The 24,248-nt window shown below is 36.7% G+C and carries 27 protein-coding genes; 26 read left to right on the top strand and 1 reads right to left on the bottom strand.

Annotated elements, in window-relative coordinates:
• Positions 1-23: 23 nt before the first annotated feature.
• The 26 genes from IGI80_RS18320 (at position 24) to IGI80_RS18195 (ending at position 22,925) form a co-directional block, all read left to right on the top strand.
• Complete coding sequence (locus IGI80_RS18320) at positions 24-305, top strand: hypothetical protein (RefSeq protein WP_438724074.1); 282 nt, start codon at positions 24-26, stop codon at positions 303-305.
• A 192-nt stretch (positions 306-497) separates the two neighbouring features.
• Complete coding sequence (locus IGI80_RS18315) at positions 498-824, top strand: nucleotidyltransferase family protein (RefSeq protein WP_438724259.1); 327 nt, start codon at positions 498-500, stop codon at positions 822-824.
• Positions 814-1,197: a HepT-like ribonuclease domain-containing protein gene (locus tag IGI80_RS18310; protein ID WP_438724075.1), complete on the top strand. Its 384-nt coding sequence runs from the start codon at positions 814-816 to the stop codon at positions 1,195-1,197. The genes IGI80_RS18315 and IGI80_RS18310 overlap by 11 nt, the downstream gene beginning before the upstream one ends.
• Complete coding sequence (locus IGI80_RS18305) at positions 1,197-1,529, top strand: DUF3850 domain-containing protein (protein WP_438724076.1); 333 nt, start codon at positions 1,197-1,199, stop codon at positions 1,527-1,529. Before IGI80_RS18310 ends, IGI80_RS18305 begins: the two co-directional genes overlap by 1 nt.
• Complete coding sequence (locus IGI80_RS18300; RefSeq protein ID WP_438724077.1) at positions 1,510-3,018, top strand: FtsK/SpoIIIE domain-containing protein; 1,509 nt, start codon at positions 1,510-1,512, stop codon at positions 3,016-3,018. Before IGI80_RS18305 ends, IGI80_RS18300 begins: the two co-directional genes overlap by 20 nt.
• Positions 3,019-3,121: 103 nt before the next feature.
• On the top strand, positions 3,122-3,409 hold the full coding sequence (locus IGI80_RS18295; protein ID WP_438724078.1) for a hypothetical protein: 288 nt from the start codon (positions 3,122-3,124) through the stop codon (positions 3,407-3,409).
• A gap of 9 nt (positions 3,410-3,418) precedes the next feature.
• Positions 3,419-3,823 carry a hypothetical protein gene (locus IGI80_RS18290; RefSeq protein WP_438724079.1) on the top strand — a complete coding sequence of 135 codons (405 nt, stop codon included), beginning with the start codon at positions 3,419-3,421 and terminating at the stop codon, positions 3,821-3,823.
• A gap of 291 nt (positions 3,824-4,114) precedes the next feature.
• Positions 4,115-5,398 (top strand): replication initiation factor domain-containing protein, encoded by a 1,284-nt coding sequence (locus IGI80_RS18285; RefSeq protein ID WP_438724080.1) that lies wholly within the window; start codon positions 4,115-4,117, stop codon positions 5,396-5,398.
• Between the two features lie 88 nt (positions 5,399-5,486).
• Positions 5,487-5,945 (top strand): hypothetical protein, encoded by a 459-nt coding sequence (locus IGI80_RS18280; RefSeq protein WP_438724081.1) that lies wholly within the window; start codon positions 5,487-5,489, stop codon positions 5,943-5,945.
• A 1-nt stretch (position 5,946) separates the two neighbouring features.
• Positions 5,947-6,363: a hypothetical protein gene (locus IGI80_RS18275; RefSeq protein WP_438724082.1), complete on the top strand. Its 417-nt coding sequence runs from the start codon at positions 5,947-5,949 to the stop codon at positions 6,361-6,363.
• A gap of 30 nt (positions 6,364-6,393) precedes the next feature.
• On the top strand, positions 6,394-7,446 hold the full coding sequence (locus IGI80_RS18270; RefSeq protein ID WP_438724083.1) for a conjugal transfer protein: 1,053 nt from the start codon (positions 6,394-6,396) through the stop codon (positions 7,444-7,446).
• 24 nt (positions 7,447-7,470) lie between these two features.
• Complete coding sequence (locus tag IGI80_RS18265; protein ID WP_438724084.1) at positions 7,471-7,692, top strand: TcpD family membrane protein; 222 nt, start codon at positions 7,471-7,473, stop codon at positions 7,690-7,692.
• Between the two features lies 1 nt (position 7,693).
• Positions 7,694-8,137, top strand: coding sequence for a TcpE family conjugal transfer membrane protein (locus tag IGI80_RS18260; RefSeq protein WP_438724085.1), 444 nt, complete (start codon positions 7,694-7,696; stop codon positions 8,135-8,137).
• 20 nt (positions 8,138-8,157) lie between these two features.
• Positions 8,158-9,162 (top strand): hypothetical protein, encoded by a 1,005-nt coding sequence (locus IGI80_RS18255; RefSeq protein WP_438724086.1) that lies wholly within the window; start codon positions 8,158-8,160, stop codon positions 9,160-9,162.
• 6 nt (positions 9,163-9,168) lie between these two features.
• Positions 9,169-10,689: an ATP-binding protein gene (locus IGI80_RS18250; RefSeq protein ID WP_438724087.1), complete on the top strand. Its 1,521-nt coding sequence runs from the start codon at positions 9,169-9,171 to the stop codon at positions 10,687-10,689.
• A 16-nt stretch (positions 10,690-10,705) separates the two neighbouring features.
• Positions 10,706-12,766 carry a CD3337/EF1877 family mobilome membrane protein gene (locus IGI80_RS18245; RefSeq protein ID WP_438724088.1) on the top strand — a complete coding sequence of 687 codons (2,061 nt, stop codon included), beginning with the start codon at positions 10,706-10,708 and terminating at the stop codon, positions 12,764-12,766.
• 1 nt (position 12,767) lies between these two features.
• The gene (locus IGI80_RS18240) at positions 12,768-13,787 is read left to right on the top strand and encodes a phage tail tip lysozyme (protein ID WP_438724089.1); all 1,020 of its coding nucleotides are present in this window, start codon (positions 12,768-12,770) and stop codon (positions 13,785-13,787) included.
• A gap of 18 nt (positions 13,788-13,805) precedes the next feature.
• Entirely contained in the window at positions 13,806-14,834 is a 1,029-nt protein-coding gene (locus tag IGI80_RS18235; protein WP_438724090.1) for a hypothetical protein, read from the top strand.
• 79 nt (positions 14,835-14,913) lie between these two features.
• The gene (locus IGI80_RS18230) at positions 14,914-15,498 is read left to right on the top strand and encodes an EF0163 family protein (RefSeq protein WP_438724091.1); all 585 of its coding nucleotides are present in this window, start codon (positions 14,914-14,916) and stop codon (positions 15,496-15,498) included.
• A gap of 282 nt (positions 15,499-15,780) precedes the next feature.
• Positions 15,781-16,581 carry a hypothetical protein gene (locus IGI80_RS18225; protein ID WP_438724092.1) on the top strand — a complete coding sequence of 267 codons (801 nt, stop codon included), beginning with the start codon at positions 15,781-15,783 and terminating at the stop codon, positions 16,579-16,581.
• A gap of 1,116 nt (positions 16,582-17,697) precedes the next feature.
• On the top strand, positions 17,698-18,633 hold the full coding sequence (locus IGI80_RS18220) for an IS30 family transposase (protein ID WP_438724093.1): 936 nt from the start codon (positions 17,698-17,700) through the stop codon (positions 18,631-18,633).
• Positions 18,634-18,869: 236 nt separating this feature from the next.
• On the top strand, positions 18,870-20,009 hold the full coding sequence (locus IGI80_RS18215) for a glycerol dehydrogenase (protein WP_002363858.1): 1,140 nt from the start codon (positions 18,870-18,872) through the stop codon (positions 20,007-20,009).
• 12 nt (positions 20,010-20,021) lie between these two features.
• Positions 20,022-20,420 carry a dihydroxyacetone kinase phosphoryl donor subunit DhaM gene (gene dhaM, locus IGI80_RS18210; RefSeq protein WP_002357762.1) on the top strand — a complete coding sequence of 133 codons (399 nt, stop codon included), beginning with the start codon at positions 20,022-20,024 and terminating at the stop codon, positions 20,418-20,420.
• Complete coding sequence (dhaK, locus tag IGI80_RS18205) at positions 20,421-21,404, top strand: dihydroxyacetone kinase subunit DhaK (RefSeq protein WP_016615772.1); 984 nt, start codon at positions 20,421-20,423, stop codon at positions 21,402-21,404.
• Positions 21,405-21,416: 12 nt separating this feature from the next.
• Entirely contained in the window at positions 21,417-22,019 is a 603-nt protein-coding gene (dhaL, locus tag IGI80_RS18200) for a dihydroxyacetone kinase subunit DhaL (protein ID WP_002360441.1), read from the top strand.
• A 123-nt stretch (positions 22,020-22,142) separates the two neighbouring features.
• A complete protein-coding gene (locus IGI80_RS18195; RefSeq protein WP_002394413.1) occupies positions 22,143-22,925 on the top strand; it encodes a hypothetical protein in 783 nt (260 codons plus the stop codon).
• A 72-nt stretch (positions 22,926-22,997) separates the two neighbouring features.
• On the opposite strand, the gene IGI80_RS18190 is transcribed toward IGI80_RS18195, so the two are convergent.
• Entirely contained in the window at positions 22,998-24,149 is a 1,152-nt protein-coding gene (locus IGI80_RS18190; protein WP_002361740.1) for a hydroxymethylglutaryl-CoA synthase, read from the bottom strand.
• Between the last annotated feature and the right edge of the window lie 99 nt (positions 24,150-24,248).

The raw sequence follows: 24,248 nt of genomic DNA, 5'->3' as shown, positions 1-24,248 counted from the left end.
ATGATAAATATTGAGGTGAATTAATGACAAATGACAGTCAATCGCAAGAAAAAGCGTACAGCGAATTTAAAAACAAGTTACAACAAGTTTTTGATGAAAAATTTCAATCAGAACAAAAAAGACGCTATTTTGATGCTTTCTTCACTATCTCGAATGCGTGCCATGAATTTAGAAAAGAATTACTTTTATTAGATGAACCACTCCAACAAGATCAAGTAAAAAATTTAATGGGAAGTAAATTTGACTTAGCAAAACATGAAATTTATACGCAGGCAACTCAATTTTTTAATGAAAAAGGGGTTTAGTGAATGAGTGTCATAACGAATTATATTTAGCATTGATGAAATGAGTAACAGTTTTAGTCAAATTTTGTTGCTTGAGGGTTTTGAAAAAAGTGTGTTTTCGAGAATATTCGGTAGGAATAAGTGTGGTAAATTGCTTGTGATTGTTTGATGGCTTATAATGGCTTTAGAATAGACGTTAGAAGAGGTGAAAAAATGGTAATGACAATGAAAGAGATTAAAGAACGTGTGAAGCCTATAGCAGAAAAACACAATGTCCCAGTCGTTTATGTCTTTGGTTCTTATGCACGTAATGAAGCAAAAGAAACCAGTGATATTGATTTTGCTGTAGATATTACAGGACAATCAGAAGAAGCCTATTGGAATTTGTATGGAGATTTCTTTGAAGAATTAAAAGAAGCTGTAGCGCATGAGATTGATTTAGTGGAGCTAGAAACTCTTGTTGAAACGCAAGATAAACCTGAAAGAAGAGAATTGTTGGCTACCATTTTAAAGGAAGGTGTAAAGGTATTTGAGAGATAATAAAGCTAAGGATTTACGTTTGTTAAGAGGAACGCTGATCTACATTGAAGATATAGAACAGACACTCAATCGTTTTGGAAGGGATTATGAAACCTTCTATCATGATAGAGTGTTTTTTAATGCAATCAGTATGTGTTTAATGCAAATTGGTGAATATACTGTTGGGAATAGTGGCTTTTCAGAAGAATTTAAAGAGAAAAATAGTGGTAAAGTTGATTGGAAAAGACTTAGGAATATGAGGAATATGTTTGCACATTCGTATAGCACAATGAATGAACGTCAGATTTATCGTATGGCTACAGAATATATTCCAGTGTATAAAGAATTTTGTTTACAAGCACTTGCTGAATTAAGGAAAAGGCAGGGGAAATAATGGAAGAATATTTGAGATTTTTTGAGAGTTTGCCAAGATTCCATGTGTTAAAAATTAAACCGTGTTATTTTAATGATGTTATTTCTGGATTAAAAACGTTTGAAATTAGAAAAAACGATAGAAATTTTCAAGTTGGAGATATACTGGTTTTAGCGGAGTATGATGATTTTAAATTTACTAATCGAATGACATTTGTTCGAGTTGTATATTTAACTTCCTTTGAACAAAAAGTAGGCTTTTGTGTCTTGGGTATACAATTACCTAAAAAAATAAGAAAGCTTGATTTTATTATTTTTGATGAAGGTAGCTTATATGTTGAAAAAATTATTTAGATACCGAGGTCGAAGAATTCGTTATTCTTCCAGAAATTTGTTGGCACTCTATCGAGTGTTATTTTTTATGCCAATTTTAGCATGTTTAGGCTATTTTATGGGCTATAAATGGGTTTATCCTTTGTATCTTTCAAATCCGCCTGATTGGAAAGTGTATGTTGTGCCAGCATTAATAATTATGGGTATTTCGATAGGTTCAATCGTACTAATCACATTTCTTGTTAAAGCTTCGATTATCAATTCAGGGTATTTTTCTAAAGTAGAACAACGTCAAGTGCTAGCACGTATGATTCTTGACAATGGGTATTATACGAAGAAACAAGTTAAAACTAGTGACGGCAAAACAAAAGAAAAAATTAAGTTTCCAAAAATTTATTATAAGTCTACAAAAAATAGTATTTTCATTTCATTTGAAACAGCTGGTAATAAATTTCAAGAAAAGTTTGAAAACATCGGCGGTTTTTTAGAAACAGCCTTGCATGCGGATAATTTAAATCAGACCAGCGAGAAAGGATTTGTAATGTATGAATTAGCAACTGATGTGTACAGTAAACGTATTTCTATTAGAGATATGCAAGCAGATAAAGGCAAAGTGCAGTTGATGAAAGGCTTGTATTGGCATTTTGATAAAGACCCGCACATGTTGATTGGAGGAGGAACTGGAGGAGGCAAAACTTTTACCATTCTTTCTTTGATCTATGCTTTATGTCGTGTTGGTGAAATAGAAATTTGCGACCCTAAAAATTCTGATTTAATGGCACTAGGTAAATTGCCGATGTTTGCAGGAAAAGTGCATACAGGAAAAAAAGATATTACTAACTGTTTAAAAAATGCAGTTGAGTTAATGGATGAACGTTTTAAAAAGATGAATAATAGCCCTGGTGTCAAAATGGGTAAAAATTATGCCTACTATGGATTTAAGCCAAAATTTATTATCGTAGATGAATTTGCGGCATTTAAAGCAGAGTTAGCCAATGATTATGCAACGGACGGAGAAGTTGACGAGTATTTAACGCAATTAATCTTAAAAGCTCGTCAAGCAGGGATTTTCTTTATAGTTGCTATGCAAAGGCCAGATGGTGAATTTATCAAAACATCATTAAGAGATCAATTTATGTTTCGTATGTCTGTTGGCCGTTTATCCGAAACTGGTATTTGGATGATTTTTGGTGATGAAAACAAAAATAAAAAATTCAAATACGTTGAAAAAATTGACGGACAAAAAGTCTACGGTCGTGGCTATGTTGCCTTAGGTGGTTCAGTAGCAAGGGAATTTTACAGTCCACAAGTGCCAGCGGATTTTGATTTTATTGAAGAATTTATCAAAATTTCAAAAGAGCTAGGTTATACAGAAGCATCAAAAGAAGTACAAGAAGAAGTATCTCAAAAAATAGCTAAGCATGTAGATAAAGAAGCTCTCGCAGAAATTGATGAAGAATTAGAATTGAAAAAAGCAAAATTGAATAAATTGAGTGAAAAAATCGGTTAAAGCTGTTTTGCTGGATTCTGTTGCCGTATATAATTTATGGATAATCAAGGATCAAAAATTGTTGAAGAAGTAAGTTTTGCCTTGAATGAGGGAGGAAAAGAAAGTGAAATTTAAATCGCAAGGACAAATGTTAAGTTATATAAAAGAAAAGGAACAAGAAATTATTAAAGAAATTGATAGTAGAGCTGAGAAGGAAGGAGTTACAGATGATAATAAATTGTCTGATTATAAGTCGTTAGTGACTTCTATTTTAGATACAGAAGCTTTTTATGATGAAGATAGACCAGTTGAGGAAAAGAAATTTTCAACGTCACAAGAAGTTGATAAGTATTTAGAAACAAGATTTAAGGAGCACATGGATTCTGCTTGGAAAGAAATGTTTGGTAAGTAGGTGTAGAACATGTTTTCGTTTGAGGAAGTGATTTTACAGCTTGAGAATAAAATTGCATTAAAAACATTAAAAAACTGGGCAAATAAAATTGAAAAAGTAACTGATAAACGTTTTGAACGTAGATATGCGAAAAATAGTTCGGGTCATACGTATAGCTATAAAGTGTTTTCTGTTAAAGATGTGGAAGACTTTAAAGAGCTTATAAGTTTAAGAGAAAGTAATGTTCCTTTAGAAGAATCAATGACAAGTGTATTTATGTCCGAGGAAGGAAGAGAATATTATTTTGATAAAAAGTCTTTTTTAAATATGAAAAGAGATATAAAAGAACTAGTTGAATTAAGTCAGTCGATTTTAGCAGAAAACGCTGAATTAAAAGAAAGGATTGTCGTATTGGAAAAACTGTTGGAAAACTGACGGCTGTTTATTGTAAGGATTGTTGCTAGTGATAAGTTGGTGGGGCGTAGCGAAGCGAGAGCCCCACACCAACTTTTAGCAACATAAAATCCTTTTGAAATGAACAGCCGTAAGGTGGGCGAATGCCCACCTTTTTTAATTCTACCCCCCTTTTATAACATGGGGGTAGAATTAAACATACCGTATAAAAAAGTAGTTTGAATGCTTACTCCCGCAAGGGATTGAGCAATTGAGATTTTGGCAACTTTTTTAGTATATGTTGGCAACTTTTTGGTAGGAAGGTTTTAGTAGATGAGGAGTGTTGATTTAAAGCGACTTAGAAAAGAATTGAGGTTAAGGCAAGTTGATATGTGTAAATTATTATCGGTTGATAAAGGTTTCTACTCAAAATTAGAATCTGGGAAACGTTCGATAACAATAGAAATGGAACAAAAGATTATTGATGTATTGAATTTAGATGGTGGGCATGCTTCGGTAGAAGCAAAAATTGACTTTTTGAGAATTCGATTTAAAACAATGCGTGTTCAAACAGTTATTGAAAAAATTCTTCACATGGATATGAACTGGTTTACTCATGAAAACAGAGGGTTTTATCACTACACCGAAACCTTTTATTATGGCTCGATTCGGATATTTAGAAATCCAGAAGAGAGCAATATGGGGATCATGTTAGATTTATCAGGTGAAGGTTGTCGTCAATTAGAAGAAATCTTTGAGGAAGATAATAACCGATCGTGGACAGAATTTTTTCGTTCGCTTTACGATGATGATATTTTTGGTCAAGGTATTTTGGTAGATACAAAAATCACTCGAATTGATATTGCGCTTGATGAATTGATTGTTGAGGGTGAAGAGAATTTTGAATTGTACGACTTAAAAGAAAAAATGGAACAAGGATTAGTTGACACAACTTTTAAAAATTTTGATTTCAACGGTGGTTTTGCTTATGAAGGTGGAAAAATGGTGAATAAAGGACTATCTCTTTATTTCGGCAGTCGTCAATCGCCGCTATATTTTAACTTTTATCAAAAAGACTACGAGTTAGCACGAAAAGAAAAAATGTCAGTCGAAGATGCTCGTTTAAAACATGAAATTAAGAACCGCTATGAAATTCGTTTGGCCGATGAAAAAGCATTCCTCTTTGTTGAATATTTTCTATCGAGTGGAGAAAGTTTAGATTGGCTAGTGAAGGAAGTTATCAATGCTTCATTAAATGTTTATGAAATGAAAAACGGAATGAAAGTTTTTTGTCAGTCATGGTATAACGTCATTGATAAAATGGACGGGTTAAAACTCTCTGTTCAAGGTGAAAAGCCGTCTATTGAAAAAACACTTCGGTGGTTATCAAATTATTTAGCCCCTTCCTTAAAAATGATTAAACTGGTTGATAATTATATGGGGACAAATGAATTAATGGAACGGATTGATTCAGCAGAACTAAAAGAAAAACATGAAGAAATGATTGAAATGGTCTGTTTGGATGCAAAAGATTTACTTTTAGAGAATGGGAATAATGATGCTTTAAGAGAATACATGAGCCAAACATTTGATTTAGAGGATGCCTACCCGTTTTAAATTTTTTAGTATGGTTGGAAGAGTTAAGGGAAGAATTTATAGAAAGATACCATAAATATTACAGAAAAATGGAAAGGAGTTGTATTTTATGAATCAAAATATTATGCCAATTTTTAGAGAGCATAGCAAATTTTACCAAAAGTATTCAAAAGTACCAGTTCCTGAAATGCTACGATTGCATGGATTCATAGTTGATGAAATCCCAATTGATGAGGAAGATATTGTTTATTTCGAGAAACATAAACAATTTATTTTAGGAAATATTGGGCTAAGCGATATTCCTTTTAATGTGAAAAAAGAGTTTAGCGCAGAATTCTCATTATCAGCTATCACCAGTGTATTTGTAGAAGGACGCTATACACGAACGCCGACAGGTGAAAAAATGTATAGTAGTTATTTCTATTATTTCTACAAGGAAGGTTTCTTATCTTCGGGTTACAAAGTGAATAGACGGACATATGCTGATCGAGTAACTAAATCAATGTTTTTAAAAACCTTTGAAAAACAAATCGTTATGTTTAAAAAAGAAAAGAACGGAGTGAAATGAAATGAACGCCACTAAACGAGTTACTCAATTTATTCAACGGCTAGATGAGATTGAAGCAGAGATTCGAGCACCAACTAGCATGCAACTATCAGCGATTCATGCTTGGTGTCAAAAGGTGTTGTCGTACGAAGAAAAGATAAATATCATGAAACAACACGTGTTTCAAGTGGACTTGGATTACTTCGAAGAACGCATTCGAACTTATGGGAATAGCTATGTAGATCGTTTTAATCGAGAATTAGCTCTGCAACAAGAAGCCGAAGAACGTTTTATTCGTTTTTGCATGTTTATTGATGAAGTGATTCATCAAGTGAAAGCTTATCTAGTAGACTTTGAGAAAAGTTTGGCAGACGTACAGTGTATTAAACAACAATTGCAACAAATGAGTGAAATGCATTGGCTACAAGCCGCGCTCTAATTAAAAAAAATAAACAAGGAGGTTTTCTGTTTGAAAGAATTACTTACGGGCTTTAAACGTAAACTAAAAAAGTCCCCTTCAGCTTTACCAAAACAAAAGAAAAAATGGCCAGTAAAACACCTTACGATTGGATTGTTTAGTTTACTCGGCCTTTTTATTATGATTGGGCTAGTGGGTCTTTTTCAAGGAATTAATGTGACTGGTCAATTATCCGGTCTGAAATCAACGATTCAACTGGTAGACGATAAAGCCACTGAAAAGAGAATTTTTGCCCAAGATAATCCGCAATTGGATGTTTTTTTAGAAAACTTTGTCCAATTGTACTGTACAAAAAGTCCTGATTCTGATGAAATGGCCAAACGCAAACAAGCTTTACAAGCTTATTGGGCAAAAGATATTTCTTTACCAGAAGAGACGGTGAAACAAACCGTGCGATTAAAAAATAGCCGCTTATTAACACTGGAAAAAGACCAAGGCTTAGCGGTGGCGCTGATGAAAGTCACACTACAAGTATCCGGTAAAAAAGAACAAGAAGTGAAAAAAGAAGTTACAGAAAAACGGGCAGGGAAAGAAGAAAAGAAAACCATTGTTGAAAAAGAAACAGTCCCTTTCGAAGCGGAAGATACGTATATTTTACGAATTCCCTATGTACAAGAAGATACTGCGATTCGAATTATGGCTTTACCTTCTATTGCCCCAATGACCATGACTAATGATCAAGTAACAGGTCGCACATTTCAACACCTAACAGAGCTAGAAAATATGTCAGAAGCAGAGACAGAACGCTTAAAAACATTCGTGACGGAATTTTTTACGAAGTATAGCACGAGTTCCGCTGAGGATATGCGCTATATGATGACCAAACCAGAGGGTTTAAAGGGACTGGTGACATTTGTCCGCTTAGGCGAACCTTTTATTGCGAAGAAAGACGGTGACCATTATGTAGTGGGCGGCACGGTCTTTTTTTTATTGCCTAAATTAACGTTGGAACAAGAGGAATCATTTGAATTAAGAATTCATAATACGGATCAGGGCTATGTTGTGGACGAGTATAGCCATTTTCCAGCAAAAACAACCAAGTAAAAAAAGAATAGGAAGTGAAAAACCATGGGTTTAAGTACATTAGTTGATTTTGTGTTAACGCAAGGGAAAAATGCAGTAATTATTGCAGGTATATTTATGCTTGTTAAGCATGGTGTCGGAGGAAAGATTGGAAAAATTGCCATTTCTTTATTGATTATTGGTCTTGCTTGGTATGTTTTAGGCGATCCAAGAAAACCATTAGATGCGTTGGCACAACTTGTTGGCAAAGTATTTGGAGGGAAGTAGAATGGAACGTGAACCGTATCATTACACTCGATTATTTACGGAACCTATAAAAATACGTTACATTGGTAATTATTTTCGATTACCATTTGCTGTCGCTATGATGGACGCCATTACCTTTGCGGTAGTGGCTCTTTTTATCTGGTTGTTCTTTCATCGAATAGTGGAACATTTGAGCGAAACGTCTTCTTTAGCGTATTGGATCTTTTATGGTCTAGCGCCTTTCGGAGGTGTTACTTTAATCAATAAGGTGCGCCCAGAGGGCAAGAAAATTCATTACTACTTATGGGATTCTGTGGTGTATTATTTCCGATGGTATCGCCCTAAGAAGAAGATTTGTCAAGGAAGAGTTGTCGCCAACCGTATTGAACATGCTCAAAACACTTTTGTTCTCTATGATGACAATGATTCTCAACATAACAAAGGTGATGAAATAAATGATCACTAAAAAAACAAGGAGGACTTCATGTGCAAATTGAATTACCCTATAAAAAACACCAAGATAATCTGTTATTGACCCGCACCAATGAGGTGTGGGCTTTTTATAAAGTTTATCCCACCAATGTCTCGCGTCATAATCCCCAAAAACGACAAGAAGTGAATCAAGATACGGCGCGGCTATCCAAAGCTCTTGCACCTTATAAAGATTTTATGTACAGTGGGCTACCTAGGAATCTAGATATGCATAGTAAAGCGAAAGAGTTAAAACCGATGTTTGCGCCTGGTGAAGAGAAGCTGGCAGAACATTACTTAGACAATAGTATTACGCTATTGGAAAAAGACAATGGCTTGATTTATGAGCGGGGCTATTTGGTAGAGGTAAAGATTTCATCCAATCGTGAAACGACTAGTTTGAAATCAGCGTTTAAAGCCGCCTTAAAACAGGTAGCGGTAGGTGTGATGGGATTACTAGGTTTTGAACTTGAGAGTACGCAGTCTTATTTTGATGACGTCCGACAAGCCGAAGAAGATCTGTTTACAACCATGAGATTACATGGCGGACAACGTCTGACCCATGAAGAACTCTTGTATCATACTCGTTCTCCCTTTATTCGTAATCAACCTCATAAAGTACAAGAAGAAGTCTTGTTTTATGATGTTCAAGAAGCCGGTCAGGCGTTAGTAGATAGCAGCGAGTTCCTAAAAGAAAACGGGGAAACAGTCACCGGGGTTTTAAAACTATCTAGTGAAACAGGCACGTCGTATGTCAAGATTTTACCGATTTATGATTTACCTGATCATGGGGCTGGTTTAGATTTACATCGTTTCGCAGAAGAACAAGGGTTTCCAGTGGAATTTCTTTCTAAAATACAGACGTCCGACCCCAAAATGGTGGGGCTAAAGTTGCATTTTAATGAAGGAAAATTAAAAGAACAAGAATCTCACGCGGCTTACCATCAAGAAGAAGTAGGGAAAAAGAACTTGATTCTTCGGTTTTTAAGTAAATATTTACGCGATGAAATGGATGATTAGGAACCGTTGTTTAAACATTTAGATTGCTTGGTTGTATATGGACGTACCGTTGAACAGATCCTTGAACGCGCAAAAGGCCTACAAAAACTCCTACAAGGAAAAGTGGGGGTTTCCCTTGCGACTAAAGACCAAATGCGGTTGTTTTACCAACTATTGCCTGGGGTACCGTTAACTGAAAAAAGTTGGATTTCGTCTAGTAACGCAGAAGCATTAGGTGAATATGCGTTTGCCACGGCGGAGTACATTGGTATGCGTTCCGGTTTTTATATTGGCCGTATTGATACCGTTGGCGAAAGCTTGAAAGGGCAAACCGTACAAGAATTGGTGGAATATTCGTCACGGTATGTGTTTTTAAATCCACTAGCGATTGCGGAAGGAATTGCTGGGGCATTGTATGATACGCCTCATATTGCCATTACTGGTAAAAGTGGGAAAGGAAAAACTTTTTTAGCTGGAATTATTTTCTTGTATTCCAGCCTATTTGATGTGCAGTGTTTGTTTGTGGATCCTAAGGCGGAAAAACGACAAGCGTTTGAAGCCGTGCTAAAGGATCCTTATTATCAACAAACGTATCCTTGGTTCTGTGATTATTTACGGCGAATCCATTATGTGACGTTAGATGCAGAATCAAGCGCCAATTTCGGGGTGTTAGATCCGTTTGTTTTCCAAACACGCGCTGAAGAAATGTTAACAACGATTGATGACATGTTAAAGGAATTACTCCCTAATTTAACTGGACAAGAGGAAGCGAAAGTGTCCAATGCGATTCATGATGCGTTTCAAACCGTCTACCAGCGGAAATTAGCAGGAGAAACCGTTGGTTCCTTACATGTCGTTGAAGAATTAACCCATGCGACAGATGAAGTAGTGAAAGAATATGGGGCGTACTTACACCACCAAATTTTAGCAACCAATATGCGGTTGGCTTTTTCGTATGGTGAAAACCCAGGGTTAGATTTTTCAAAACGTGTCTCGGTTTTAGAAATTAAAGATTTGAAATTACCGGATAAAGATACCCAGGCTTATACGAAAGAAGACCGTCGGTCATTGGCTTTGATGATTGCTTTATCCCGTTTTTGTGTGAAATTTGGTTCTCGTGATCGTCATAAAAATACGTCAATTTATTTCACTGAAGCTTGGACGTTATCCAACTCGCAAAAAGGGGCGGCTTTGATTGAAGAAATGGGACGTGTGGGTCGGAGTTATAAAAATCAAATGATTTTAGATACCCAATTCATTAAAGATGTGTTGAATGAAGATGGGACAGGAAACTTTGGCTTACTGTTTTGTTTTGATGAAGAGACTGACCGTGAAAATATTTTACGGTTATTAGGTCTGGAAGTAAATGAAACGAATCTAAAGGAAATGCAACATATGATTAAAGGTCAGTGTTGGTTCCGTGATTTAGTCGGTGATGTCGCCAAATTAAATGTACATTGTCAATTTGAAGAAATAGCGGCTTGTCTAAAAACAGTGGATAAAACAGCCTTTTCTAAAGCGGAAGAACTATCCCTAGGCACCAGGTAAAGGAGGGAAACTAGGAATGATTGAAGAAAAAGATTTATCTCGCTTATTACCGGTTTTCTTTGAAACCGATGGCTTTTTGGCTAAGTTACTAGGGGATCTGGCACAAAACTGGTTCACTATGACTTGTCTAATTGGGTTTGGTTTAAACACCTTACTTTTTGAAGCCATTAACGGGTTAATGACCTTGATGTATCAAAAGAATGTCTTTTTAGATTACCTAGATGACTTCTTTTTATTTTCTCAAAAGATTTACCAAACGGCGTTTGATTTCTCTAAACCGAATTCATTAGGTTATTTCTTGGTGTTAGTGTTGGTCGGAACAATTGGCTTTAAATTTTTAACGAATAGACGGGAGGAAGCCAAACGATTAGCCTGGCGCTTTCTACTCGTGTTGGTGATTGCGATTGGTTGGTTTGGTGGTCTACAAAATCAAAGTGGTCAAGATGGGCGTTACTATGTTCGAACGATTGAAAATGTAGCGGATAGTGTGGAAAGCTTTTTACTGCAGGCAACCGGTACGTTTGTATCTGGGCGTGACACAGGAACCGTTTCACTAACAGAACTTAACGCGAATCCAACGAAGGCGGCAAGTACGCTTTATTTTCAAAAAGCGGTTGTTGAACCGTACTTATTAATGAATTATGGAACCACTGATGTCGGGAAGTTAGAAAAATTAGGCATTGATCCTCGAGAATTTGTGGACGGTTCTAGCGAAGAATTAGAGGAGAAATTAGACGAAGCTAAAAAACAATTCGAAAAGGAAGAAGGGGATTTAAAAAATACCCGCAGTTATTTAGATATTTCACACGGGCCATTTAAAATAATGGTGAGTATCACCAGTGTTTTTGGGAATTTGGCGATTGGGATTCCGTTATTGACCATGGTCTTTACCCGGTTTATTTTCCAAATTGTCGCCCTCTTTTTACTTTTGTTTTTACCTTTTAATTTAATGATGGCCTTGTTACCAACTAAAAATCAACGGATATTGAATAAAACCTTTGGGAATTTGGTAGCGATGTTGTTTGGTAAAGCTTTTCTTTCGATTGGTTTTGTGGCCTTATTCTTACTCTTTAATTTAATTGATGGTTTGGTGGCGCCGACGTCGTTACCTCTTTATTTGGCGAACGGGGTATTGAAGGCTGTAGCTTTGTTTGTTTTATGGAAAAAACGTACGGCATTCTTTGAAAAAATGGGCTTGGGCTATGTGGCCAATGTGCCTAAACAAGGAAAACAAGCGGTGCAACAAACAGCGAAAGAGATGGCTCAAGCGCCGCAAGAACTTAAACGAAAAGGGTTATCATTGGCGAACAAAACATTGTCTGCGGCTACTAAAGTTCCATTGCTTCCACCACAGATGAAAGCTGGGTTACAAGCCGCACAGTTAGCAGTAAAAGCCAAACAAGGGCTGAGTCAAGCGGCTACCGATACGAAAGCAAAAGGAGCGCAACGAGCAACTGCTGGCAATCAGTCAAGTGGAAATGCCACCCCACCTCAAAATACGAATGGTATTCCACCTAAAAGCAATCAAGCCGGGGGACAAGCTCCTATTCCTACGACGGATAGTGTAGCACCCAAGGCACCTGGGGTACGTAACGCAATGCCAGTGTTCTTACCACCGGAAACAGTAAGCCAATCTCGTCTCCCGCACCGCTTAAAAATTCCGTCTAGTGGTCTTGCACCGGTACCTTTTGAGGTAACGCCTGAACGACAAGCACAATTAAAACGTGTGATCCAACGTCAGAAAGCCACTGGTACGCATGGTCACGTGATGTTGTCGCAACAAGTAATGCGTGAAAGAGTGACCCAACAAGCAATGGGAAGCTATGAAGGAAAAGGTGAAACGGATAGAACTAATCCGCCATCGTCAGTGTCCAAGGTAGCCATGAATTCGACCGAACCACTTTTATCGGCAGAAATTCACCAAACAGCGGCACGTCAGGCAACAAAAATAGTAACTAATCAATCGCAAAAACTATATAGTGTGCCACAAGTGGAAACGCTGGCTAGTTCGTCTCCGCAACCAAGAGTGATTGTAAATCCTAAAACAGTAACTAATCAAACGAAGAGTGGTGAATAAAATGAAAAAACTCGGTTGTCTCTTTTTTGTTTTATTGGGTCTGTTTTCACCACTTTTATTATTTTCTGGCGCGAAGAAAGAGACAAGTTTTATGGCTTTTGAACCGGCGACAGAACAAGAACGAGTCGCACAACAAGTGTTTTCCTTTGTGCTAGCCCACGGGGGCACAGAAGAATTCGTTAGTGCCTGGCTAGGAAATGTGGAAGCAGAAAGCGGCTTACGACCAGAGGCGATTCAAAGTAGCCTTTCTTATAAGGAAGCGTGGGCTAAAGATCCCGCTGTTGATGGGTACGCATTTGGTTTGTTTCAATATGACGGGGGACGTCGAGTGAATCTCCTTAACTATGCCCATAAGCAGAAAAAAGATTGGCAAGACGTAACTATTCAATTAGAGTATGCCTGGGACTTTGACGGTTCCGATAGTGAACTATTGAAAAGTTTTAGTAAGAGGAAAGACTTATCCGCCATTACCATTGACCTATTACTAAAGTGGGAACGAGCAGGCACGGGAGGTAATCAAGCGGAACAACAAAAAAGAATTGCGAATGCGCAAGGCTGGTATAATCGCTTAGTTAAAGGTCAAGGGTTAAAAAATACGCACCAAGGTGGGGGAACGATTGTCGCTTTAGAAAAGAAACTCGGACAACCTATTTACAATCAAGAGTGTTATGGCTTAACGGCTTATTATGTGGATCAATTAGGTGGCCCCAAATTGATGGGTTCAGGTCATATGAACGCGTGGCAAATTGGGGAAGACTATGATTGGCATTCATATGGTTGGCAAGTCATTTTTCACCCAACATTTAAAGACCTTCGCCCGGGAGATATTATCAATTATGCCCCTCACCAAGCGCTATCGCCTGGAAGTTTCGGCCATACGGGCGTGATTGCCAGCATAGGCAAAGATGGTCAGTTTACTAGTTATGAACAAAACGCAGAAAAAGGTCGGATTTGTGCCTTATATAGTCGGCAATGGGGGCGTGAATTCAACGAAGTGTCTAGTATTGTTCGAAAAAAATAAATGACAGGAGATAGGTGTATGCGAAAAGGGATAAAAGCGATGAGTTATATAGGATTAGCCACTTTGTGGCTGTTCCTATTTTTAGTTGTCGGACGTCTGATAGGTTATGAGACTAACTGGTCAGATATCAGTCAAAGTATGGCAAGTACGGGGTTAGGATTGTTCGAATTGATGTTAATGGTTCTACCTTTGACTTTGTTTAAATCAGAAGTGAGACAAGAATTCAGAGAAACGATAGACAATTTCTCAAATGAGCTCTATGAAAAAGGGTGGTGTCCTTTAGTAGAAAATAGTTACACTAAGCCATTTTGGTGGTGTCAACTCTACCATTTAGGCGTGTTCCTTCGTTATGTAGGAGGTCTTCTTTTTTTCTTCCTTCTGGTGAAAGGGTGTCTGTATTTCCATGTTCAACTAGGTTTGAATTATGAGCTATTTCTTGCCTTGTGCCAGCTATTTATGGTGTATACAGTGTTTGATTTAGTCGCTAAACTGATTTTAGTTTATTTAAAGGAATTAGGAAATTGGATGGCTATAGGTATGGTCTTCAGAAAAATAATAATCTTATTGATTTTAACAGCGGCTTCTAGTATTTCTATTGCGGCGTTTGACCAAATGGGCAAAGGAGATGGACTGGTAATACCTACATTGTTTTGGTGGTTAGGAGGAATGATTGTTTCATTCTACGGGTTATCACGAGGAATTAATTACTTCTTCAAAAAAAACATTCAACGAGTGATCCTTTACGGGCGGGTAAACAATGCGTCTTTCAGTCAAGAACGCTTAGTCGATATTAAAAGTATTCATTTTGGCCCCTATCAAGAAGTGTTAACGTTAGAAGGTCTGACAATGAATCAATCCCTGGTTATTTTTCGAGGTGCTTCGTTAAAGGCTAATCGAGTGGTGATTGACCGATTTTGTCCAGTTACAACAATCCTACACGTCAAAACCAGATACGGCGGGTGTCCATTCACAATCACCTTACCTAATCTAGTTGAATCTCTAGAAGAAATTAAAACTCCTTTTTCTCCGGTAATAACTGATAAATAAGTAGAATTTCATTCTTCGTAGGTTGGCTATAATAAAAGGAACAAAAAAATACATGGGGATAATGTAAGTGAGGTGCAAAATGAAAATAAGTAAACAAATAGGTGGTTTAGCCTTAGGGTGTTTGGGCATGTTTCTATTAACAGCTTGTCAAGCACCGCAAGAAGAACAAGCCACGAAAGCAGGTTATGAAGTTGAACAAGAGGCTAAAGGGGGTACTTCTTTATCGTTTGATCAAAAAGAGGAACAACAAGAAACAACAAATCAATCTTCCATCACATTAAAAGAAAATGCCACAACGTCTGATTCACACCAGGAAGAGGCAAAAGAGGTTGATGTCCCCTTAGAACTTCTAAACAAATTCGGTAAAGCCTATGCGAACTATCGGGGCTTACAAGACCGAAATAAGCAATTGTTGCCTTTAATGAGTAAACAAGCGGCGGAAGAAAATGGGATTTATGTGGATGATAAAAATAGTGGCAATGCCTTACATTCGAAAGGGGTTGTCAAACATATTTATCAGCCAGTAGAAGAATCTAAAGATGAATACGCCATTTTGTTAGAATGTATCCAAAATAAAGTCAATGTGACCATTCTTTTAAGCGTAACAGTGAAAGAGAATCAAGTGACTAAGATGGCTTATTACACGTTAAAGAAAGAATATTAGTTAAATTGTTGATTAGTTTGTCAGGCTTGCATTTTTCCTCTTTGTTTCATGTAAAATAAGTTTTTCACAACTCCTATAGTTGTTTGGCTAAAAATTAAATAAGAATAGTTATTAATCTTTAATAAGATTAATGAGAGAACTCTAATTATGTATAATAAAAATATCTTAGCGAGCATTATAAATGATTTTCTTTTGTTTTTTTACTAGTCGACTAAACGAAAAGAAGAGCGTTCGCCGCGAAGATATTTTTTAGTTATTTTAATCAAACTTAGGAGGTCATATATGAAAAAGAAAATGTTAGTGAAATTTATTGCTGGTCTATCGATAGTATCAATTGCTCTCACAGGGTTTCCTTTAAATCTTTTAATCGATAATTTAGATGGTAGTCAAGTATTAGCAGCAGAAAATACATTAGAATTATCTGATATTTCTGATGATATTGTTATTCCTGAAGTAGATAATGAACGTTTAAATAAACTTGAGGAAACTATCGAAGAAGGTGATTATGATAATATTCAAGATTTAAATCAGGAAGAACTAACCAATTTTTTAGAAGCTGTTGATGTAGAAGTGGCATTAGCAGATTTGCCTACAGAAGAAGATGCAGAAGCATATAAACAGGGATTGTTAGATTTATTTGATCCAAAATCTGATGTTTATAATAATGTAGAAGGTGCTACTGAACAAATTATTGAAGAAATAGATAGTAACCATTCTAGTGTTTTTGATAAAATTGATGGAGAAGATGCTTTAGCTGCTAGAGCTAGATATAGGATAAGAATATCTACTAAAGTTGTTGCTGCTGGTATTAATCTATTAGTTAGTTTAATTTGTGGAGGCATAGGTAGTGGTGCTGTTAGAGCGGTTATAAGGAAGTTTGGTACTAAAAGAGCTATAGATCTTATTAACAGAAGAATAGTTGGTAAATTAACAGTTTGGGGAATAAAACAATTTGTAGGTATTAATTTTATAACACAATTAGTATCTACAACTATAAGAAACGTACTTGATCCAGGGAGCTATATTGCTAGAAGAATTGATGCGATTGATAGATGTGGAACTACAGGCTATATAGAATATTGAATATTTTTCGAACAGGATAGGTGATTTAATGGAATTATATTTTTGGCTTCTAGTTATTGTTATCTTAGCTATTTTAGGGCTAGGGTTATATTTTAGAGAATGGTTTTACATTTACCCTAAAGAACGAGAAAAACACACTGGTAAAAAAACTACATTTCTAGAATATATTGTACTGATTTTGGTTAGTTTAATTATTTTAGTTATCATGTTTTGGTGGCAGTATATTCATCAAAATTGATGAAGAAAACAAATTTTAGTGTTATTAAAAAAATCAGTAACAATGAGTCTTGCTTGTACAAATGTAGATAATAATATTACTGTTTTATTGGAAGAAAAAGAAATTCCTGATGTTTGAAGTTGTATATACCTGCCTTAAGCTACTCTCTTTTTATAACTATTAATTTTTTTGAAAGTAGAAACAAGAGTAAGCATTGGATGATTGTCACGTTACTATAGTAATTTGTGTTAGTTACTTTATATTCCGAAACGGTTTTAGCTAAATGATCAGACTTAATAAATAAAAAAAACTAGGAAGAATTGGATTGAGTTGTGGTGAAAACAAAGTCAAAAAAGAAATGGATATTCTTATTGATATTTTGGATACTAGTAGATATTGCTATTAATTATTTTTTTAGTGATTATTTTAAAATACATCGTGGTATTTCGTTTGTTGTCTTTCTTCTTAGAGTGTCACTATGTTTTTATATTTTGTGCAAATTGTTTATTGAAGATCTCATTAAAAATAAGCAAGGGGTAAATAAAGATGAAAAATAAAAGAAGGGTCAAGCGATTTTTTATTAGCGGAATAACTCTTGTAACTACGTACTTTTTGATGAAATTTTGTATAGAAACAAGATCAATAGCATGGCTGATTTTAGGATTTTTGTTGTGTGATGGTGTTTTTTATCTGAAAGATGTCGTGATTTGTCTGTTAGACTTGGATTAATTTTGTTTAAGAAACAATAGATAATAATTATGCACAATAAATGTTTTATTTTAAGTTGAAACAAGTTATTTTAAGAATTAAATGATAAAAAAGACTAGAAAAAAAGAACTCCTTTGTGTATAGTTTGAATCACCATAAACCAAACTAAACCACAGAAAGGAGTTCTCTTTTTGAACTATAAACAGTTTAACATAGATGAACGGGCGTGTATAGCGTCTTTTTTAAGGGAAGGTAAAAGTTATTCAGCGATTGCAGAGCTTTTGGGACGCTCTGTTTCTTCAGTTTCTCGTGAGATAAAAAGAAACGCGAATGAACAAGGTGTATATAACCCTTCGTTAGCACAAATCAAAGCCGATACGAGAAAAACACAAAAGAAAAATCGTTCGAAATATTCACTAACGTTGAAACAAAAAATTGAAGCTGATTTATTAAAGGGTTGGTCACCTGAACAAATTGTTGGAACTTATCGAACTCCCGAGGATTCCTTCGTTTGTCATAAAACTATTTATCGTTGGCTTAGAAAAGGTGATTTAGTCAACGGAAATGTGATAGTGTTACGCAGAAAAGGGGAAAAGTATAAGCGCCGGACCGATGTTAATAGAATGAGGGGCGGGAAAAACATTCGTGATCGCCCTAAAGAAGCGCGGGATAGAAAACGTATTGGAGACTTTGAATTAGATACCGTTGTGGGTTGTAAAGGAACCAAGAGTTGCTTGCTTACCATAGTTGATCGAAAAAGTCGCTTTTTATTTGCAAGATTAATTCCTGATAGAACCGCTGCTCGTGTGGCAAACGAAATTTCACGTGTACTATCTGATGAAGTCGTTCATACGCTTACGGCAGATAACGGTAAAGAATTTAGCAATTTTTCTGAGATCGAACAAAACTTGCAGACAGAAGTTTATTTTGCTGATCCTTACGCTTCCTGGCAACGAGGAACAAACGAAAACACGAATGGTTTATTACGTGAGTATGTTCCTAAAGGTGTAGATATTGGTACGTATACACAAGAACAAATTCAAGAATATGTGTATATGCTTAATACTCGACCACGAAAAGTTTTGAATTATCAAACACCAGAACAAGTTTATTATTCTGATGCTTGAGTTACATAATTGAATAGTTTCATAAATTGGGGGTGAAAAAAATTATCAAACAGGCACCCTCTATTTTGTCATGTTTAAAAAGTGTAAAAATCCCTAAGATCTTGTCATTTAACAAGAAAAACTCTGTAACATATTTGTAATAAAAAAGTTTAGCATTTCTATTGACAATCTGCGATGCTTTTTTGATGAAAGCGTTTTATACTATGTATGTAAACAAAATATAGGAGGCTATCAACATGAGAAAAGCATTGATTTTACCAACGAAATATGTTCAAGGGGAAGATGAATTACTAAACTTAGGTTACTTCGTTTCAACTTTTGGAAAAAAAGCGTTACTAATTGCAAATCCTGCTGACGTTGATCGTGTACGTCCACAATTGGAAGAAACAGCGAAAAAGTTTGACATTACCTTCGTAGAGGGTGGCTTTAGTGGAGAAGTAACGCGTGAAGAAACAAAGCGCTTGCAAAACGTTGGACAAAAAGAACAAGCAGACTGTATCATTGGTTTAGGTGGCGGTAAAGCAATCGATGCTTCAAAAGTCGTAGCAGAAGGTGAAAACTTAATTATTGTACCAACGATTGCGGCTCAAGATGCACCAACTTCGCATTCAGCTGTACTATATCATGAAGATGGCTCATTTGATGATTATGCTTACTTTAAACAAAGTCCAAGCGTCGTTATGGTTGATACAAAAGTGGTTGCCAAAGCGCCAACTAGATTTTTAGTTGCTGGAATGGGGGATGCCTTATCCACATATTTTGAAGCACGCGCAACACACAATTCATATTCTCGGGTTAATGCTAGTTTGCCAATGGGTTCAAGAGAAGGCTTAACGCCTGCTGCTAGCGGCACATATGCAGCTTTGGCCATGGCAAAACTTTGCTGGGAAAACCTCCAGGAAGATGGGTTAAAAGCGAAATTAGCTTGTGATGCAAATGTGGTTACTGAATCATTGAATAAGATTATCGAAACAAATATCTTACTTTCAGGCTTAGGTTTTGAAAGTGGCGGTTTAGCTGCAGCGCATGCGATTCATAACGGTATGACAGTCTTACCTGGTGCGCACAGTTATTTACATGGTGAAAAAGTAGCTTTTGCAACGATTGCACAACTTGTATTAGAAGATGCAGCAAAAGACGAATTAGAAGCTGTTTTAGACTTTAGCGCTTCTGTAGGTTTACCATTAACGCTTTCAGACATTGGTGTCGATGAAATCACTTATGAAGAAGCATTGGAAGTAGCCAAAATTGCTTGCATTCCAGAAGAATCAATTCATTCAATGCCATTCCCAATTGTCGTTGAAGAAGTAGCGAATGCAATCATTGTTGCAGATAAAGTCGGACAAGAATATAAAACAAGACATAAATTAGATTAAGGAAGTGTCCACATGAAAGCAGATATTTTACTCGTTTCACATAGCAAAATGATTACAGATGGTATTAAAGAGATGATTGAACAGATGAACGCCAGTGAAGAAATTACAATTCATTCACTTGGTGGTACATCAGATGGTTCATTAGGTTCAGATCCAATGAAAATCATTGACACGATTAACGAAGCGGACTCTGACCGAGAATTTTTAATTTTTGCCGATTTAGGCAGTGCCGTTTTAAGTTCAGAATTAGCTTTTGATATGCTAGAAGAAGACCAACAGAAACATTATCATTTAGTCGATGCACCATTGGTTGAAGGTGCCTTTGCGGCAGCAATTACTGCAGGTGTCTCAGATGATTTGACGCAAATTTTAGCAGAAGCTCAAAATGCTGGTAAGAAAGGGTGGAACTAAATGAAAAAAATTATTAATGAACCTGGTAAAATTGTCGAAGAAATGCTCCAAGGAATTGTGAAAAGCTATGGAGACCTTGTTCATCAAGTCGAAGATTCTCGCGTGATTGCTCGCAACGACTCAAACAAACAAGTTGGGTTAGTATCTGGTGGTGGAAGTGGTCATGAGCCTGCACATGCTGGGTTTGTTGGTGATGGAATGTTAAATGCCGCAGTTTTAGGTGATGTCTTTACTTCACCAACACCAGATCAAATTTTAACAGGGATCCAAGCGGCAGACCAAGGGGCCGGTGTTCTGTTAATCGTAAAAAATTATACAGGCGATATTTTGAACTTTGAAATGGCCAAAGATATGGCTGATATGGAAGACATTCATGTAGAAATGGTCGTTGTCGATGACGATATTGCTGTCGAAGATAGCACCTATACCGCTGGAAAACGCGGCGTTGCCGGGACTGTTCTTGTCCATAAAATTTTAGGACATCATGCCCGCCAAGGTGCTTCTTTAGAAGAGCTCGTTTCTTTAGGAGAAAAGATTGTAGCAGCCACGAAAACAATTGGAGTGGCTTTAAAAGCAGCCACTGTGCCTGAAGTTGGCAAACCAGGTTTTACTTTACCAGAAGATGAAATTGAATTTGGCGTAGGGATTCACGGAGAACCAGGCTATCGTCGTGAAAAAATCCAACCATCGAAAGAGTTAGCGAAAGAATTAGTTGAAAAAACATTAAGTAGCTATGAGCAACAACCACAAACTGTGGGAGTACTTGTCAATGGTATGGGCGGCACGCCATTAATGGAACAATTTGTATTTATGAACGACGTGCTAACATTATTAGAAGATAAAGGTGTTCAAGTGACCTTCCATAAAGTGGGTAACTATATGACGTCTATTGACATGCAAGGATTATCTTTAACGATGATTGACTTGGCGACAAAAGACTGGCAAACAGCGCTAGAAAGCAATGTAACAACAATTTCTTGGTAAGGGTGATAAAAGATGGAATTAACAGTAAAAGACATTCAAACATGGTTAGACAATTATTCAAAAGTTATTGAAGAAAAAAAAGACTATCTAAGTGAATTAGACACGCCGATTGGTGATGGGGATCACGGTAACAACATGGCTCGTGGTATGGCTGAATACAAAATTGCGTTTGACAAAAAAGTACCAACAACAATCACGGAGACATTTAAAGTCCTATCCATGGCTTTGATTTCAAAAGTTGGCGGAGCTTCTGGTCCTTTATATGGTACTGCGTTTATGAATATGACTAAAGCGACAAAAGATTTGGAAACCATCAGTTCGCCAGAGCAATTAAAAGAAATTGTTCAGCAAGGTCTAGCTGGGATTCAGATGCGTGGCAAAGCTGAACCAGGAGATAAAACGATGGTTGATGTCTGGGCACCTGTTGCTGAAGTAATTGGAACGGAACAATTTAATGAAGAAAAAATTGAACAATTTGCTGAAGCAACAAAAGATTGGGTGGCGAAAAAAGGACGTGCCTCTTATTTAGGGGAACGAGCAATTGGTCATATTGATCCAGGAGCAGCATCTAGTGCATTATTATTTGAAGAACTAGTCAAAGTAATCAATCAATAACAGTGAGAAAAAAGTTTAGCAAGTGCCTCTCTTGAAGCGCTTGCTAAACTTTTTTATAAATAATGGTTTCTTTTGTTCATCTATGGGATAATTTAAGTAACAAAAAATAACAAAGATAGACAAATGGGGGATTTAAAGATGAAAAAGCATGTGATTGTGGGATGTTTATTAATCGTTAGCTCAATGTTTGTAAGTGCTTGTGGAAATTCGTCAGACGTGACCACGGAAAAAACCAGTGTCACAAAACAAGTCGAAGCTACGGGACAAAGCACATCCTCTTCTGTAGACCAAACCAAGTATGATGCCATTATTACAGAAGCTAAAAAGTTAACGGCAGAGGGGCAATATAAAGAATCAGAAGAAAAATTAGCTACGATCCCTGTTAGCGATTTAGGGAAACCACACTATTCGATCGTTAAAGAAACGGTTGAGAAACTAAATAATCAAAATAATGAAGGCTTAAAAAGACAAGAAGAAGTCGCGGTTGAAAAGCAAACGAAGTCGAGTCCGGCACCAACGGAATCACTTAAACCAATTCCAGATGAATTTGCTAAATGGGCAACCACGTATCTTTTTTATTATCCACGAGGAGATCAAAAGCAAGCGGGTTTAATCATTGAAGCGAATGGAGCGGTCACGCAGACGAATACGAATGGCGAAATTTACACAGGAAAAGCCGAAATAAGTGGAGCTTCGGGCACTATTTTAAGTTATGATACGACTAGTTATCGCCCGACGACCCAACCAGCTACAAAATCGATTACTCCAAATGTTAAAATCACTGTTACTTGGAACAATGGCGGCGGTGTTGATGTTTATTATGGCTACGTTTCTTATTCACAACGTTTAGCTTTGACAGATGGTATCGCCGTGACAGACGGGGTCAAAGAAGTTTGGCTTTCATAAAAAGAGCTAGACATTCAAGTTTTTGCTTGAATGTCTAGCTCTTTTGTTGATTGAATCGGGGGATTTAAATACTTAGTTTCGATAAGAACGAACGGTATTATTAATAGCAGAAATACTATATTTTAATTCATCTTCTAACGTTTGATCAATGTCTGTGTCTAAAGTTTCTGCAAACATGGCTTCATATTCAGCGATAGAAAGTTCTGTCCGATTATCCAGCAGTGCTAAATGAGTTTCTTTTTGTAAATGATTTTGATAACCAGCTACTAATTCGCCAGTGAAAAATTCAGCGACAGCACCAGAACCATAACTGAATAAACCAATTTGATTGCCTGCGGTTAAAGTCGTTGCATTTTCTAAAAGGGAAATGAGTCCCAGATAAAGTGAACCCGTATACAAGTTTCCTACGCGACGACTATAGACGATGCTTTCTTCATAACGGGCTAAAATTCGTTCCTGTTCTGCTTCAGTTTGGTCGGAGATTTTTGCTAATAAGGCTTTTTTGCCCATTTTTGTGTAAGGAATATGGAACGCTAAAGCATCATAATCTGCAAAATCAAGACCGGTTCGTTTTTTATGTTCATCCCAGACTTGGGCAAAAGATTGGATGTAGGTTTCGTTTGACAAAGGACCATCGACCATAGGATACGGGTGGCCTGTTGGACGCCAAAAGTCATAGATATCTTGTGTCAGCATCACATTATCCTCTTTTAAAGCCAAGATGCGCGGTTCACTAGCAACTAACATTGCAACCGCCCCAGCTCCTTGTGTAGGCTCACCGCCAGAATTTAAGCCATATTTTGCAATATCTGCTGCTACAACCAAGACTTTTTTATCTGGATGTAAGGCTACGTGATTCTTAGCTAACTGTAAGCCTGCTGTTGCTCCGTAACAAGCTTCCTTGATTTCGAAAGAGCGAGCGAAAGGTTGAATCCCCATTAAACGATGTAAGACAACTGCGGCCGCTTTTGACTCATCGATACTGGACTCAGTCCCGACAATCACCATATCAATGGCCTCTTTATCTTCTTTGGTCAAGATCGCTTCTGCGGCATTGGCTGCAAATGTCACAATATCTTGGCTGATTGGGTTCACCGCCATTTGGTCTTGCCCAATACCAATATGAAATTTTCCAGGGTCTACATTTCTGGCTTCAGCCAGTGCCGTCATATCAATATAATAAGGGGGCACAAAAAAACTAATTTTATCAATCCCAATTGTCATTTCTTTAACTCCTTTACGATAAATAGATTCATTATATAAAATAGCACGAAATGAACCAAAATGGGGAATTTTTGTATTAACTTCATAGATTATTAAAAA

The sequence above is a fragment of the Enterococcus sp. DIV1420a genome (genome assembly GCF_051712165.1).
Classification (GTDB): domain Bacteria; phylum Bacillota; class Bacilli; order Lactobacillales; family Enterococcaceae; genus Enterococcus; species Enterococcus faecalis.
Note: the sequence above shows the minus strand (reverse complement) of the source record. Positions and strands in the feature narration are given on the sequence as shown.